The 17,294-nt window shown below is 51.2% G+C and carries 6 protein-coding genes; 5 read left to right on the forward strand and 1 reads right to left on the reverse strand.

Going from position 1 to position 17,294, the window contains the following annotated elements; genetic code table 11:
* Nucleotides 1–56: 56 nt before the first annotated feature.
* Nucleotides 57–719 carry a hypothetical protein gene (locus ACFI32_RS02570; RefSeq protein ID WP_462624937.1) on the forward strand — a complete coding sequence of 221 codons (663 nt, stop codon included), beginning with the start codon at nucleotides 57–59 and terminating at the stop codon, nucleotides 717–719.
* 113 nt (nucleotides 720–832) lie between these two features.
* On the opposite strand, the gene ACFI32_RS02575 is transcribed toward ACFI32_RS02570, so the two are convergent.
* Entirely contained in the window at nucleotides 833–1,585 is a 753-nt protein-coding gene (locus ACFI32_RS02575; protein ID WP_462624938.1) for a M90 family metallopeptidase, read from the reverse strand.
* Nucleotides 1,586–2,378: 793 nt separating this feature from the next.
* On the opposite strand from ACFI32_RS02575, the gene ACFI32_RS02580 reads away from it, so the two are divergent.
* The 4 genes from ACFI32_RS02580 (at nucleotide 2,379) to ACFI32_RS02595 (ending at nucleotide 17,269) form a co-directional block, all read left to right on the forward strand.
* Nucleotides 2,379–5,771 carry a BRCT domain-containing protein gene (locus ACFI32_RS02580; RefSeq protein WP_462624939.1) on the forward strand — a complete coding sequence of 1,131 codons (3,393 nt, stop codon included), beginning with the start codon at nucleotides 2,379–2,381 and terminating at the stop codon, nucleotides 5,769–5,771.
* A 127-nt stretch (nucleotides 5,772–5,898) separates the two neighbouring features.
* On the forward strand, nucleotides 5,899–13,626 hold the full coding sequence (locus ACFI32_RS02585) for a HEAT repeat domain-containing protein (RefSeq protein WP_462624940.1): 7,728 nt from the start codon (nucleotides 5,899–5,901) through the stop codon (nucleotides 13,624–13,626).
* Nucleotides 13,627–13,630: 4 nt separating this feature from the next.
* Nucleotides 13,631–15,841, forward strand: coding sequence for a hypothetical protein (locus tag ACFI32_RS02590; protein ID WP_462624941.1), 2,211 nt, complete (start codon nucleotides 13,631–13,633; stop codon nucleotides 15,839–15,841).
* Nucleotides 15,842–15,844: 3 nt separating this feature from the next.
* On the forward strand, nucleotides 15,845–17,269 hold the full coding sequence (locus ACFI32_RS02595) for a reverse transcriptase family protein (RefSeq protein WP_462624942.1): 1,425 nt from the start codon (nucleotides 15,845–15,847) through the stop codon (nucleotides 17,267–17,269).
* Nucleotides 17,270–17,294 lie beyond the last annotated feature (25 nt).

The raw sequence follows: 17,294 nt of genomic DNA on the forward strand, positions 1-17,294 counted from the left end.
CATTTCGCTGATATGGTGCGCTGATGGTTATTGCCATTTATGATAAGGATGCTGTTATGAGATTACCTGTTTTTTTTGAGAGAAACCCTACACCATCGATGTCTACTGGCCTTTTGCTGCTCGCTGTTACGATGACTGGTTGTCAAGCGACCACGAGTATTAGCGATACGATGTCTCAATCAACCAGTAATCCTACAAGCCAGGCTACGACTCAGAGCAGCCAAAAAACCCTCAGACAACAAGCGTTACGTATACAGCAAGCCTTGTCTAACAAGGATTTTGCGAGTATCGCTAATGACATTCATCCCACACGTGGCGTAGGTTTTTCCATGTATGGCTATATTCGTCCTGAGTCTGATAAAGTCTTTAGCCGCGCCCAATATGCACAGTATCTACAGCAATCCAATATACGCTTTACATGGGGCGCACAAGACGGTACTGGTGACTTGCTTGTCACGCCGCTACCGACATATTTAGAGACTTGGGTCGATGGCAAAACGTATAATGATGCCGCTATCAGTGTCAACAAAACCACCAATAATGGCAATTCTATTAATAACTTAAAAGACATATACCCACACTCAGAGGTGGTAGAGTTTTATCATAAAGGCACTGAGCAATACGCTGGTATGGACTGGCGGGTGCTACGCTTGGTATTTGATGAGTATCAAGGCACGCAGTATTTGGTCGCGGTTATTAACGACCAATGGACGGTGTAGGTATTTATTCCAACCCCTGATTGATTCAACAAGAAGGCAGTGCCCTCTATAAAGCACTGCCCTTTTTATTTTTTATAGCCATATATTCATTTTAGGGAATACTATCAAACTCATTATTTTGACTGAAGTGGACGTTGCTTAAAGAACTTCACCATAATCTCATAAATATCTGGATAGGCATCAACCAGCTTTTGCGGCGTTTCAAAAAAAACCTCGCTCAGCACTGCAAAAAACTCCGCTGGATTGGTCGCGCCATAGCGATCTAGCCCTGATTTACGGTGGGTTTGAAAATCTTCAAAATCACGGGTCATAATATCAGTCCAACGCGTAGGATCCATATCGGGCTGCATGGGCGGAAAGCCATTGGCGCGGCCATTCATCATATCGAGCTTATGGACAAACTCATGAATCACCACATTATGACCATCACGCTCACCTGAGTGTTTGGCATCTTTCCATGACAGTATCACAGGGCCGCGTTGCCATGCTTCACCGCTACGGTGCTGACTGCCCTCGTGGACGATACCAAACTCATCCATGGTGGTTTGATTGCTTTTATATGAGCCGCGGTAAATGATGATAGATGACCAGCCGCTATACCACTCAAGGCTTAGATTTAAGATAGGCAAGCATGCCTGTAGTGCGATAGACTGCCTGACCACATCAGTGATCTCAAACCCTTGCGCCCCTGTAAAAGACTTATCATCCAAAAACAAGGTCGCCAAATCAAATAAACGCTGTCTCTCCTCCTCGTTTAGCCTATCGAGAATGACGATACGCTCAGCTGCTCGCGACCAGTCCTCATGGGTAAATTCACTATTGTCCAATATACGCTGCTCGCGCCAGTCTTTGATGATGTCAAACATGACCTTTATTCCTTATTAGTCTCACTCAGACCATTACATCATATTTAATATCAAAATCTGCTGGATAAACGTATCTGACGTATTCGCCGCCCTACTCACCTTAAACATGATCATCTACTCATAAATATTAATGTACACTTAATAATAAACTTTAGTTATTAAAAATATCATAACTACAAGCTGATGATAAAACCATCACCCATAAAAAATCGGAGCCGACCTGCGTAAACAGATCGACTCCGATTGGGTATTGCTGTGTGCCTACTAACTAGATATATACTTGATATTTAACAAATATAGCAGCAAGCATGATGTTGTGTTATCTACCTCATAACCGGGTACATGGAAGACTCACTGGACTGCACCTAGGTAGTGCCCCTAGTGCATTAGCTCAACCACGATTGCGTGGTTGCGCCAGCGAGCTAATGACACTAGGGGCACTACCTAGGTATTAGCAGGACTGAAACAGTCTTCCTTGTGTAAAATGTATTGGCTTCACTCGTGGACGACGCTGCATCGTCCTTCACCGATAACGGCGAAACGCTAAATCTCACAACACGGTTATTGTGCCTCAGCGCTATCAGCACTGTCAAATCATATTTATCAAATAATGCTTATTTTCATCATCAATGCGACATCTGTTGACGCATCAATACATAATGTTTTTTGTGCGACACAAAATGTCGTTTAATACATCTTGGCTTGACAAAAGTTCTTGATATTTTTATTTAGATGCGTTTTTATAGGTGAAAAATATGATTAGATGACTGTATTACTATTAAGGTGTACCCCTATGAGTCTGTCGTTCGCACAAATTCAGCATGCTTGGCAAGTACAAGATCCAAGCTTAGTTGACAAGCTTTGCTTATTGGCCCAGCAGCCTGATCCACCACCCAAGTCGCCGATACCCGATGATGAGCTGACCTTTGAGCGATTTTTGCATAAGATTCTTAGTTATTCATTTCGCACACAGCCTGATGAGGTTCAGTTCGCGCAGCGAGTCGCGATGATTGCTAAGTTAGAGGCCGAAGAAGGCGTCTATCCATTACCCGATCGCTATAAGATCCATCTGATTTTGACCGCGCTTTGGCAAGACAACAGTACCTACTCAAGAACCATACTCATACAGGCGATCAATGCCCTACCGCTAAGCTACGGGATGTGGAAAGGCATAAAGTATATCTATAAGGCAGCAGAATACGAGCAAGATTATGAGATGTTTGCCTGTATTACTGCCAAAATTGATTTGCATCGTTTTGATCAAAAGGCTCGCACACCCGTCAGTCTTGCCACCAAGACCTATATGAGTGTTCGCGCTTGGCGTTATTTGCGTAAGCTTGGTCAGCAGATGCCTATCGGCTATATTGAAGCGGCAACGGCAGTACTTGCCAGCGTCGATACAGAGATGAGCGTCGGTCAGATCGCACAGATGAACAGCTGGGTGCTCAATCATATTTGTTTTCACAATACCTTAAGCTACGGGGTCACGCGTTTTCACGGTCGAGCACCGCGCAAGCTGTTCGATGCAAAAGGCCGTGCGTTTAAGGACGCGTGGCAACGTGACAGCACACCGTTGATCCAATTATTGGCAACCGCTAAAAACGAAGCGGTACGTCAGTTTGCCACCGATAGCCTCAAGCATGATTTTAAAATACAACTGCGTGATGTCAGTTGCGCGACCATTCAATATCTGTCCGCAGGCTACGCACACAGTAGCGCGCGTGATGAGTTGATCGTTTGGCTGCTCGAAGGGGCGCCGCATTTTGAGAAGTCCAAATTTGCTGCGCTTGGCTTGCATGACGTGGTACTTAAGCTATTGTATTCAGAGTATCCCGCCGCGTATCAGTATGCCATCGCTTATGCCAAAACCTACGCCGCCGACTTGCCACTAGCCGAGCTGATGCGTCTTGCACTCTCAGAGCAAGCGCCTGTGCGCCAGTTTGCAATCGATATCATTATCAGTCGCAACCCCGTTACTGACGTTGGGGTATCTGGTTGGGGACAGCTGTTAGAGACGCAATACCATCACAGCATCGCCGCCAAGCAGTTAAGCAAACACTTTACGCGCCGCGATCTGACCCCTGAGTGGTTTTTTGAGCGTTTAACCAGCAATCAGCGCTACAGTACACAGTTTGCCATCGAACGCTTGCCTGAGTTGTACAGCGCCCAAGAGCTGGGGAGTGATTACTTTATTCGCATAGCAGTGCAGCTAGATACAGCAAACGGTGATGAGCGTACGGCGACGCGCTGTATGGACTTTGTGTTGCACTCGTTGTCTCGTATCGATTTGACTCAAGTTAACCACAACGTTTGGCATTATCTACTGCTACACCCGCTCGCACAAGAAACCATCATTGATTGGATTGATGATGATGTCTTACCTGCCAAGCAACTTGAGATGTCTTATTGGCATGCCTTGGCTTATGAGCCTGACTGGGATGCCAGCACCGATATTAACCAGCTAAAAACCACCAGCTATCTCAGTGAATACAGTGACAACAATAATCAAGAGTCTGTCATTCATACGACAAAACAGTGGCAGCAGCATTTAACCTTTGATGAGTACTTAGCAGATACCGTTCATGGCTGGCTGTCCGATGTGCGACGTTTTGCCACGCCGCAGCTGGGCTTTGATTGGCTGATGACATTGGCGCATAGTGAGCAGTCGTCTGATCGGGCATTTGCCATTAACTGTCTGAATAAAGGGTTCTTGCCAGCCGATTTTGCCATAGATGCACCAGCAGCAGACGCGGCTCAGTCAGAGGACAGTCCAAGTGCAGACAGCAGCACGGTGGATTTGTCTGGTCAGCGCTATCTATTCACGGGCAAAATGCAAAGCATGAGCCGCAGTGAAGCCGAAAAACTGGTAAAAGCAGCTGGCGGCGCTATCAGCAGCGCGGTCAATGGTAAACTGGACTATCTGGTGATTGGTGATGAAGGCTCGCCGTTCTATGGTGCAGGGCGAAAAGGCAGCAAACAGCTCAAGGCTGAAGGACTGATCGCGGATGGGGCGACATTAACCATCATTTCTGAAACCGCATTTTTGCAAATGCTCAGTGGTCAGACGCGCAGCGCATCCGAGGATGATACAGCAGCAGGCGCACAAGCATTGTGGAATATGGCCACCGATGACCCTGCCGCGCCCATCAGCGAGTTTGCCATCAGCTATTTAAGCCACCACCATGAGCAGATTTGTATGGCATTGACCGATCGCCCTGTGGATCCCAATGCCATTATCCCCGCCGCGTTCTTTAGTGCTGATCGGGTCATTCCCTTGTTACAAAGCAGCGATCAGGCATTACGAGACTTTGGCCTACTGTTAACCAAATATGAGCTGGCCAGTTGGTCTATCAGCGCGCAGCTGTGGCTGACAATGGCCGAATCGCCTTATAGCGAGGTGACACAGCTGCTACAAGAAGCCCTGCTTGGCAGACCCTCAGCCAGTAACCATGCTTATCATATCCGTGCTGAACAATTGGACACGGCGATGCTAGATGCGTTAATCGGCAGCAAAAAACGATTGGCGCGCAAACTTGGTATGAACGTATTACAGCGACATCCGCAGTTTCAAGAGCCCCAGTCGCTGTATCTGCTGAGCCAAAGCGCTGACCGCGAAGTACGTTACGCGGCGGTGACCATGCTCTGGCAGCATTATAAGGCCCGTCATATCTCTGACAGCTGGCAACCAACGCGAGACTATCAAGACCAAGACGCGGCATTGACCAGCGCCTCTGATGAGCACGCTACCTATCAGCGCAAAGGCGCACAACCAAGCGACTGGATCGCAAACCCACCCGCCGATATCAATCAGCTGCTGATGCTACTGCGCCGCGGTTTGTTTGAGTTACCACCTGGCAGATTGGGCAATGCTCAAAACAATGAACATAAAACTGAGCATCAGGCTGCACATGACGCGCACCGCTCGAAAGCAGCGGATGAGGAACAAACACAGCTGAACGCCATCAAGCCGATCTCCGCCAGCCACGCCAAACTGGCATTGATTGAGACGTTCCGCGATGTGGGCTTGGCAGACGCGTCATTTGCCGCGCTTATCATGCCGCTATTGTTCACCTTCACGCATTCTGCAGGCAAGATGGAGCGTCATGCGTGTTTGGTAGCGGTGACGCGCTTGCTGCATCGCTATCCTGAGCTGTCTGCGCATTTGCAGTCAGAGGCGGTCAGCTGATCTCCCAGTATATTCGTTATTGGCTTGAACCATGCTGTTTGAAGCAAGTGCTCAATAAGCGTTCAAGCGATAACGAGGCAGCCAACGGATTATCTCCATACGACGCTTTTTTAATTGAGAATATGCCATGAAAACCATCACACTGCCCTATTGGGGCCATATTATTGGCTTGGTCAGCAGACAGCCAGCAGACACAGCAACCAAAAAAGAAAAAACATCGGTTGACCGTAGCCTTTTTATCACCCGCATGCCTACGGTAACCCACACTGAACAAACTGAGCACGTCGATACCAGTCGCCTCGTTTTATATCGACTCGACAATGTAGGCGAGCAAGTCAGCTTATCGACCGCCGCACTACCCTGCGCCATGGACGCCATTACTCAGACAGCCGATGATCGCATTATCCTGTTGGGCGTGGACGGTCATCTGTACCAAACGGATTGGCAAGCAGAGAAAATAACCCAGATCAGCAGCAAGTCTTTGCTCACAGTACTGCCAAGTTCCGCCGATAGTACCGATAATGACGCTGCATTGACTGCTGACAAGCCGCAAGCTGTTGGTATACAACTGCTACAGCAAGCCATCGCCGTACTCTATCCCAAACACATTGTCATCTACCCGCTAAACAATCTGGGCGACCCGAGCGATCTGAGCGACGATACTCAAGATAACAACCAAACGGCAGTAGCGCCCATTGTCCAGTCTTACCCTGATGTCCATAGTGAATCACGTCAGTCAGCAACCGCCATGGCCAGCGCCAGTGATGGCGAATGGCTGGTCGTCGGTGATGACGCGGGCATGATCAGCAGCTATCAGTGGCTCAGTGACACTCAGCAGCTGATACACAGCAGCAGTAAGCCGCTACACCAAGGGCGCGTCAACGCGCTGTGCTTTGAGCCGGTCAGTCAGTATTTCTTTTCAGCAGGCACCGACAAGCAGCTCTACCGCACGCATGTACAAGGTGAGCTGCACGCCATTGATCGGGCCAAGTCCAGTGGTCACAGTCAGATGATCACCGCGCTTAATGTTTCTGACACCCGTCTATTTACCGCAGCCGATGATCGCAGTATCAAGTCATGGGCCTTTGATAAAGGCCAGCCCAGCACCTGCAAAGAAAATCTCAATAAAACGCAGCTGCTCACCTATAGCCGTTATGCAGAAAAGCCCGCCCTGTTAGCCATTGGCACGGATCAAAGTATACGCTTTGTGCCTATTGAGGCGGCGCAAAATAGCAAGCTGTCAGCAGTTGCTCATGTCATCGAGGATGGCTACCAGCGCATCCAGCAGCTGCTTACGGACAACAGTCATAACAGTGAAGCGGCCTTTAACGAAGCAATGACGCTGCTTGATAGCCAAGCGGATGGACAAACGCTAGGACTGGTCAGCCGTCTGCTTGACAGTCAAACCAATAAGCAAAACAACAAACAAGGATTGACCACCAGCCGCGCCTTGCAGCTGACACAGTGGCTGGCAAGCACGACGCTAGAGGCTCGCCTGCCGCTACTTGAGGCGCAGCTCAGCTCAGCGCGTGCCAGTAGCATCCGCCTGACTGCCTTTAATGCCTTGGCCGAAGCAGCCGATAAGACAAGGACTAACATTGGTCATCAAGGCTTGCCCGCTTATCTTGAGCGCGCCCTTGAGAGCCGTTATGAAGACGTGGTTGCTGCCGCATTACAAGGCTATCTCAAAGCGGCTTTGCATAATGTGGATGACCAGCCGCGCGTATTGGCTATTTTGCAAGACGCCTTGTCGCACCAGCTGTTACCGATTCGCAGGCAGGCACTGGCGTCACTTGAGCGCTTGATTGCAGACAATAGCCCCAGAGCCGACTTAATGGCACTGGACAGTCAGCAGGCCGATGTTATCCAAGCGGGTCTCATTCGTCTTTATCAGCGCGGCCTGCTGGGACATCCAGAAGTATCACGTCAGCTGATGCTGCTGCAAAGCCATCGTCGGGCTGACATTCGCCAAACCGCCTTTTACGTGACGTTGTTGTCCCAGCCTGAGCTGATTGAGGCATTAAAGCAGCAAGCCGAAGCACTGGGTGACGCGCAGCTGCTACGTACGTTGACTGATTTTGATGATTTTCGCTTATTGCGTGGCACGATCTTTGATGCAGGACGTGACCGTGATGACAAAAGCAGCACGGACGGTAATGAGATCCTCAATACGGTCATTGGCGCACAGTTTAAAGAAGAGGCGTCAAATACTGCTAAAACTGCCAGTGATAATGGGCAATCGCTCAGTCTGTCTCTCGATACTCAAGGTTTTGTGACCCAAGCAGAGCAGGCAGCAGCGACAACCAATGAGAACACCCCTCAGAAAAAAGGCAACAACGCACACCATGCGGCGCAAACCGTAACGCCTGCAACCCTCAGTAATGATAGCCTTGAGCCATTATTACAGAACCTCAGTAACCACTACGAAGACATCAGCTTTCGCGCGGCCTATGCGCTTGCCTGCTTGCAAGACACACGGGCGTTTGGCACTTTGATTCGTTTTATGCATCATGATAATGACACCATGATTCGCGCTGGGGTTGCCACGGCACTCGGGCATCTACGCATGGCGGGCGGTCAGACCATCTTGCCAACCTTACTGGATGACAGCGATGCCAGCGTAAGAAAAGTGGCGATGACCGCGCTGGGTAAACTAACCGACGACCCTTTATCATGGGTGACAGTGGGTTTTGCCTCAAAGCATCAGGATATTCATGAGCGGGCGCTTGCTATTTTGTTAACCCAAGTGCTTAACGATCAAAAAGCAGTTGACGCCGCAGATCTGAGCGCCATACTCAAGCAAACATTGAACAACCCCTTTACCAGTATTCGCCTAGAGGCCGTCAAGGTCATTATCAATCGTGAACTGACCCGCCAAAAAGCGCCCATTACCAGCGTGATTGCGCTGCTACAAGAGAGCCTATTTGAAGATGTACACCAAGCGGCACTAGAAGAATGGCAGCGCGTTTTGCTACAAAGTACGGCCAAGGCCAAAGCGGCCACAACTGTGCAGCAGCAGCGTTATCAAGCCGCGCTTGATTTATTGTTTGCGGATAACTTTGCTCCCATTCGCAAACAAGCGTTTGAAACGGCGAGCAAACACAGCAAGCGTTTTGGCTTTAGTCCATTGATGCTAAGTGCCCTCACCAGCCCTTATGATGATATCAAGCGCGTGGCTATGGAAACCGTGCAGCAAGTGTCGGGTACCGCGCAGCTGCGCACTATACTACCTGCATTGATGCACTTACTTGCTGATAAGAGCACAGCGCTGCGCCAGCAAGCTTTGAATGTGGCATTAACCTTGGTCAGTAGCAACGAGGTTGCGCTTGCTGAATACGATCAGTTGATCACGGCGGCACTTGCTAGCCCTTATCCTGACATTCAGTTGACCGTGGCCCAGTTGCTTGCCAGCCAAACGGGCCATTACGAAGCAAAAGCTTACGAGGTATTTAAGCAATACCTTGAAACAGACATGCCCGTGTATACGCAAAAAGATGAATTTAACGACGCATACAAGCAGTGGCACAAGCAGATTTCAGAGTCATTGTCGGGTGTCGCGCTGCTCTCTGAACCGCAAAAATACCAAGCCTTCGACTGGTATGCAAAATACCTACACCATCCTGATGCTGATTTTAAGGCGCTGGCACCAAATCTGATGTATATCGTCACGGCCGCTGATGCCGATCTGCTGGCCACTTGGCAAAAAGACGAGCGTCCGATCGTGCGCCAGTCGGCAAGCTTGGCGCTGGCCGTTTGGGGGGATGCGCGCGGACAATATTTCTTTAGCCGCGCAGCGAACAAGAGCAGCAAGACAGGCAGCAATAACACCGACAGTCTGCGCCATATGGTCGAGCCGATGGGACCGATTGACTGGCTACAAGCACGTGCAGGTATCGGCATCAGCAATGCAAAATCATTGCGTGAGCTTTTTGAAACCGCCGCTTATGCGCCAGCAGCCAGATTGTTATTGATTTTTAACACCTTAACTGCCGAGACGGCCTCACCAGAGATGCTGACAGAGGCGCTCAGTTTTTCGGACAATGATACTGCCAACGTCTATGCCCATGTATTGGCGCGCGCCAGCCTACCGATCAATGCCACATGGGCGTATCTAAGCGAGCATTTAAGCCAAAAAATCAGCCACCTGTTGTCCGCGCACTCGGGCGTGCTCAAAAGACTGGCGCATAGCGGCGATACCGAACACACCCGCCTCGCTGTACTGCGGACAGTCGATGTGGCACATGTGCAGCAGCTTGCCTTTTTTACTCAGCATGAACACCCGCTGATGCGGACGCAAGCCGTACGCGCGCTGTGCCATTTGTCAGAGCTGCTCGCGCATGACCGTTACGACGACGCAACACAAGTGTTTGAGGCCATACAAACGTGGCTGCATCAGTCAGAAGGACTGAGCCTGTATCAAAATGCCCAATCGACCCCATCAAAAACATGGCAGCAGGGCCTAAGTACACTGTTCAAGCGTCAAAAGTCGACAGACAATCCAAAAGCCAACTTAAAAAACAGTACAGCGCACTCCACCAGCGCCAATAACCACACCTCCTATCAAACCTTGGCCTTTGGGGCATGGCTGGGTGTGATTCGTGACAATGACAGCAGCCACAGCAGCAGTGCGCAGGCGATACGTGGTCTGATGTGGCTTGCCGCGCAGCCGCCATCTACCACCATGGGGGCAAAGGAGCATCATAACGACTGGGCCGATAGCGTCAGCCGAGTACTATTGCCACTACTGCACCACGGTCATAGTGAGATACGCGAGCTGGCATGGGACAGCCTATTGCAGCTTCCCATAGCACCAGCCAGAGTAGCCGACTATGCCATGAGCACCACTTATCGTGACATGATTGACCGTGGCCTACAGTGGCTGGTCGCACATAATCTTGAGAATGCCAATAACACCGTCAGCACCGACATCAACGCCGATAGCAATCAGCAACTGGTCGCGCTACTCGGCACCACGCATCATGTGCTGGCAGAAGCCGCCTATGAGCTGCTATACACGCGCGTCGGTCACCTGCCAGCCAGTGTGGCAGCGCTCAAAACGGACAGCCTACCCTTATTGCGCCAAGTGATCGGTGCATGGCAACGAGTGCCTGTGCGGATTGACCATCCTATTGCCATGGATATGAACACCCCTGCCACGCCTGAACAAACGCAGCGCAGTGACAAGCTGAGCTTTTTATCACAAGCGCGTTATTGTCATGATTGGCAAGCGCGTTATCAGGTGTTCACGCAGTTGGTCGATTTTGACGACATCCTGCTGATGGATACCTCGCTGCTGCCTGATCTGTTTGCCTTGCTCACCGACGGGGCAGATCGCCGTGAACAAAACCAAGCCTTTGGTCTCATTACCACCGTGATGACTGCCTACCAGCGCTTGCTGCAAACGACGGATACGCCATGGGCGCATTTTGATAAAGCCAACCTGATAAGCAGCACCCAAACCGCTTATACGAAGATGTTTGCCTTACTCGATAATGCGGCGTTAAAACTGTCAGCCGATAGTATTTACCAGCAAATGGCCGAGTTGCGTGATCCGCAGCTTATACCGCACTTGCAAACGCGCTTACAGCAGCTGTTTGCTAGTCCTGAGCCTGACGCCAAACAAGCACGCCAGCAACTGTTTGATGCGCTGATTACCCTGAGTGGTTACGATCAACCGATTAAGGACTACTTTGGTAAACAGGCCGATCAAAGCTGGCAGACCCGCCAACATCCACGTGATCTAAATGCTTTATTGTCATTGTTTAACCTTTTGATGCGCTATGGCGATTACAACCATGCTGGCATGCTGGTGAACGCCTTAGCATGGGTACCTGCGGCGTTAACTCACGCCCAGCCCCAAGAAGAAGCGGTAACACCTGAAGCCAATCAGACCAATGAAGCCGATACGGCTACGGTTTTAGCGGCCCGCGTTGATACCGCGCTGCTGTTGTCATACGAGCAGTTGCCCGCCAAATATTTGCCCAATCTGATCCAAGCGGTTGCTTACCGTGCCAAAAGACGACATGAGCAAGCTGTTGATGCAAGCCTGTTGATAGACATTCTCAAAAAAGCGCTGATGAATAAAGAAACGCAAGTGCAGTTTTTGGCAGCAGAAGGACTGGCTCATTGCGGTAGTAGTGAGGGTCTGAGCATCCTTATGGCCACCGCTGATTATCATGATAATGGCGATATCCGCCGCCGTAGCGTGCTGGCGATCGGAGAGATGATGCGCCGTACGCCTGCTGATGCTGGTACTGATAGCGAGGACGCCAATCAAACAAGCAGCCAAGCTATCAGTCAAAGCAGTCAAGCGCTATACAAAGCCTATGACAAACTGATCAAACTGGCAGAAGACGACGAGCATTACTTACAAGATGTGGCTTGTGAGGCCTTGGGGCACATTGCTCAGGGCGGCGAGTTTGAGTACAGTGCGCAGATTTTTGCATTGCTCAAAGCCAATCTCGCCAATCCTGAACTGCTGCCTTACAATGATGCGATCAAGCGCTGGTTAAACGGTCTGCGCTGGCTCGATACCGCCGCGGCATGGGAGCAAATCCGTCAGCATATTGAGCGTCAACGACAAGCTGGCAGATTATTTGAGCCGCAGTATTATGCCATCTCGCTACTGGCGCATCGTGACAGCCCAGACAACAAAGCGTTGTTGCTGAATCTCTTAACGCATTATAACCGCTATGATGACGCGCTAAAAACAGCCTATAGCGCCGCTCAGAAGTTGTGGGGTTGCCGTGAGGATCAGGTGTATGACTACGACTGGGCGGTGATACAAAATAGCAATGAGGTATTTATCAAAAGTGCCGCACAGGCCAGCCTCAAGCGTATCATCAGCGGCAGTACCATAGAGACGCTGGCGCCATTTATCACCAACTATGGCCCGCAGTTGTCCGCCCCGACGTTGGCCGAGCTACAAAATGCCCTGCTTGCCAGCTCAGATATGACGGACACGCAGCTGGCGGCATTACTTGAGCATCCTGACGCGCAAACCCAGCAGTTGGGACTGCGTTATTTGACCCAGTACCCTGATCAATACCTCAATGAATCGATGCAGCATACCTTATATGCGCATCTGAGCACCGCACAGCAAGCGTGGCAAACCGTGATAAACACTGTGCGGACGCAGCCAAGCATGATGCACCAGCAAACATGGCTCACGGCAGCCGCGCAAGTGACCACCACGATGACGCAGCTATTATGGCTCATCTGCCGCTATACTACGCCAAACGCGGCGGTGTTTACGTGGCTAACCGAGCAACTGACGGCCTCTGACAACAGTCATATTGCCACCCTCGCAGCGGCTGTGAACCAGTGGTGGCAACAAGCGCTACTGGCCCTGCTGGCACGTCCAAATGCTGAGGAGGATCTGATATCAACCCTAAGCACAGCAGTGCAAAGCAGTCAGATGACCTTAGACAATCAGGCGCTACTGACCACCTTACTGACACGCTTGGCAGGTAATGATACGACCAACACCACCAATAATGACACAAATGACACGCCTGCTATCACCCAGCAGCAGCTGGTGCATTGGATCAAAGCAAAGGATGCCGCCGCGCTGTATCACTGCGCACAGGATCATGATGTCGACACCTCCATACGAGAGCGCGCCATTGAAGCACTGGGCTGGCTACATGATTCGCACATTGGCACATGGCTTGAGTCATTGATGACTGACAAACGCACCGATGCCGATCTGCAAAAACTGGCCTACAAGGTACTGCGCCGCTGGCAGCGCGCCATGAGCCGCGCCCAGCAAAAACGCCCAGCCGCACCGCAGGGCATCACCACCAACCGCAATGCGCCATCAAAAGCCCAGCAATCATCTCAGGGCGAGGGATAACACCATGACCAATGATAACAACCAACAGACACTTGAGGCACAGAGCAGCGAGGGGCAAAATAGCACCGCTGTAGCCGATCATCAAGATGGCGTGATGATGCACATGCAGTATGCCGCGCCCAGTCACGTCAGCCTCACCTCAGCGCAGCAAAGCGCGCATGCCCAGCATGTGGCACTGGCAACCGAGCTGGATCGTGATGCCGTCAGCTTTCAGGCGACCGTCAACAATCCGCTGGTGTTCCGAGACAGTCTGCTCGCACTGTTTGACGTGGTCAGCAGTGACTACCGCTACGTGCCAAAAGACCGCGCCGCCTATACTGTGTTTATGCAAATGCGCCGCGCCAGCAGCAACAAAAATCTCTTTGCCGCCCAGCGTGACTACTTTACGTGGCTGTTTAACAACGACCCCCTCGCCTTTTGTATCTTAGATCCCATCATTCAGGTACATCAGCAGGGCGTCAGTTTTGAGGTGTTTAGCCGTGATGAGGGCTGCTATGCACAGCTTACTTTGGATCAGGCGTTGTTTGACCAAGCGCAAAGCACCGTACTGGGAACCACCAGTATCGACTATAGTAGTGCGCTGTTTGATGGTATCGAGCAGATCCGTGACCAGCAACAAACCACGCTCACTATTGGTCAAGAAGCGGTACGTTTGCAATTGTCCGAGCGTCAAGACGACAGTAATGATAGCAATGACACCGACGCTAGCGCGGATCAGGACATAACAGCGGCCATCAAAGAAGTCATCGAAAAACGCATCAATGTACCCAAAAGCTGGATACGCGCGCTGCTGCAAGTACAGTCTGCAGGACAGCTGGCACACGACCGTATTGAGCTTGACCCGATAGCGCTATACAACGTGCTCTTTGAGCTGCGCATGCATGCCGATGTGAAAGGCAAACGCCGCGGCTTATTGATTGAGCTGGTGCCGCAGCAGCTGCCTGTGATGATTTTGGAACCCTTTGACATCACCGTGACCAGCCAGGTCAGCCGCCAGCAAACCCCTTATCAAGGCGCAAAAGCCAAGCTGGTACGCTTGTGGGGACGCCGCCGCTTGAGTTTGTTAAAGCGTTTATTGCCGCATACCGATAGCGTCAGTGTGTCACTGCTGGGTCAAGGCATGCCCAGCTATTGGACACTGACGGGTAAAGGGTTTCATTTTACCTTTGCCATGACCGGCTTTAGCCAAGCAAACTGGTCACAGTCGCTGAACTTTGATTTATTGCTGCCCAAGCGCCCGCAGCACAATGTCTTAAATGATGTCTTAAATGGCGCTTTAAATACAGACCAGCCGCAAGCAGACAACCCTGTATTGCCGCTATTGCAAACCCTTGCCGATGAGCCAAGCACCGCTGAGGCCCTTAGCGAGCGTCTGTCCGCGCAATTATCTACACAATCAGATGCTGCGATCTCAACCAGTCAAGTACGCGAGTGGCTACTGTCAGGCGCGCAGCAAGGACTGGTGCGCTACGATATCGCCAAGCAGTCTTATTATTATCGCCCGCTGACCCAAACGCCGCTTGCGATGGCGCAGTTTGCCCATCATAACGAGGCGGAAAAACAAGCCTTTGACTTGGTCAGCCGTGATGACAGCGTGCGCAACCTAAGCATGCAACATCTGCCCACCAAAGGCGTGGCCATCAGCGCCGATATACATGTCAAAGCCGATCGCCGCACCTATCACAGTCAGCTAGAGCTGGGCGTTGATGGGATGGTCAGCCGCGCCGCTTGTAGCTGTCCGCAATATTTGCAGCATCGGCTGAGCCAAGGCGTCTGCGCCCATCTGATTGCCCTGCGTCTCAGCTATCAAGATTATGACAGCGCGCAAGCTGGTGATATGGGCTGGCATGACACGCGCACTTTGAGCAAACGCAGCACCAAGCGTCCAAAAGCGGTACATAAGACAGCTGACTCAGTCAGTCAAATCAGCCAAACCAGCACCGCTGCAAATGTGCTTGATTTATCTGCCCTTGCGCACGGCTCAGCGCCCAAAAAAGCACACGCGACTGCCGTGGCACCGTCCAACAGCGCCGCCGATATGACCTACGTGCAGATCACTTGTCAGGGTAAAAAGGTACTGATCGAGATCACCGCCGATGAGACCAGCCGCCGCCAGCAGTTTGTCTTTAACCAGCCTGAGCGCGCGTACGACGCATTTTTACAACACATTGCCAGATTTGAAGCCAAAGGCTTTATCGAAAATAAAGGGGTATGACCCATGACCAGCACCCAGCAACACACCAACTATATCCACCCCGAGCCGCGGCTCACCCCCATCGAGCGCGAATGGCAGCAGCTGTGGCAAGATATTGAAGCCGCAGGTGGACGCTACGCTTATGTACAGCAGCAGCTGATCAAAAATGGCTTTTTGGTTGAGCGCACGCTTGCCGACAACATGAGCCCAAAAGAGCGCGAGCGTTATAAAAAAGCGCTGAAAAAAGAAGCCGCTGAAGAAAAAAAGCTCAAGCAGCAAGCATGGCAGGCTTATAAGTCGCAGCACATCGTCTACTTGGGGCGTCATGTCTACTGGTCAGATGACACCAGCGCCGACAAATGGGACACCAAAGATGGCAGCAAACGCTTGCTTGAAAACCAACTGCCGCTGATCACCAAGCATACCCAGCTTGCCGAAACGCTTAACCTGAGCGTGCCGCAGCTCAAGGGACTGTGTTATCAGCGCGATGTGGCGACCAACTTACCTTATACTCATTTTACCATTGCCAAACGCAACGGCACTCCGCGTGATATCTGGGCACCGATTCCGCGGTTGAAATACGTACAGCATTGGGTACTGACGCAGATTTTAAATCAACTGCCCACGCACGGTGCGGCGCATGGTTTTGTCCGTGGGCGCTCTATCGTCAGTAACGCAGCGGTACATTGTGACAGCGACATACTGATTAAATTGGACATCAAAAACTTTTTCCCGACCGTCAACTGGCGACGTATCAAAGGCGTGTTTCGTCATGCTGGTTATCCAGAACAGATTGCCACTTTGCTGTCGCTACTTTGTACCGAAGCGCCGCGCCAGCTGGTACAGCAGCACGGTGTTACCTACTATGTGGCACTTGGCGAGCGTGCCCTGCCGCAAGGCGCGCCCACCAGCCCTGCGCTGTCTAACCTTGTCTGCGTCAATCTTGATCGCCGCTTGACGGGACTGGCGGACAAAATCGGTCTGCGTTATAGCCGCTACGCTGATGACTTGACCTTTAGTTTGCCTAACAGCCCAGACAACAACGTCACCAATAACGTCGCCAATGATGCGAAAGGTGCAAAAAATACGGATAAAGCCACTGATAGGCATAATCAGCTGATCGGACAACTGCTTGGCTCGGTACATAAAATCTTGCGTGAGGAAGGGTTTGCCTTAAATGACGATAAGACTCGCGTCATTCGCACCGGCAATCAGCAAAGCGTGACGGGCATGGTGGTCAATGGTGATGGCGTACCCCGAGTACCGCGCCGCATCAAGCGTCAACTGCGCGCCGCCATTCATAACCTGAAAGTAGGCCGCGCGCTACGAGACGGCGAGAGCTTGGATACCTTATCAGGTTATGCGGCGTGGATTGCGTCTGCTGAGCCTGAGCTGGGTCAGCGCTACCTAGCGCAAATTGCTGAATTGGCGCAGCCTGCCTCTGCTTAAGGTATGAGCCGCAATGGTTGAATAA

This window comes from Psychrobacter sp. PSi21, assembly GCF_054960615.1.

Bases quoted from the DNA above. Each gene is read 5' to 3' on its own strand.
- ACFI32_RS02570 (WP_462624937.1), top strand. From the start codon at position 57: ATGAGATTACCTGTTTTTTTTGAGAGAAACCCTACACCATCGATGTCT.
- ACFI32_RS02575 (WP_462624938.1), bottom strand. From the start codon at position 1,585: ATGTTTGACATCATCAAAGACTGGCGCGAGCAGCGTATATTGGACAAT.
- ACFI32_RS02580 (WP_462624939.1), top strand. From the start codon at position 2,379: ATGAGTCTGTCGTTCGCACAAATTCAGCATGCTTGGCAAGTACAAGAT.
- ACFI32_RS02585 (WP_462624940.1), top strand. From the start codon at position 5,899: ATGAAAACCATCACACTGCCCTATTGGGGCCATATTATTGGCTTGGTC.
- ACFI32_RS02590 (WP_462624941.1), top strand. From the start codon at position 13,631: ATGACCAATGATAACAACCAACAGACACTTGAGGCACAGAGCAGCGAG.
- ACFI32_RS02595 (WP_462624942.1), top strand. From the start codon at position 15,845: ATGACCAGCACCCAGCAACACACCAACTATATCCACCCCGAGCCGCGG.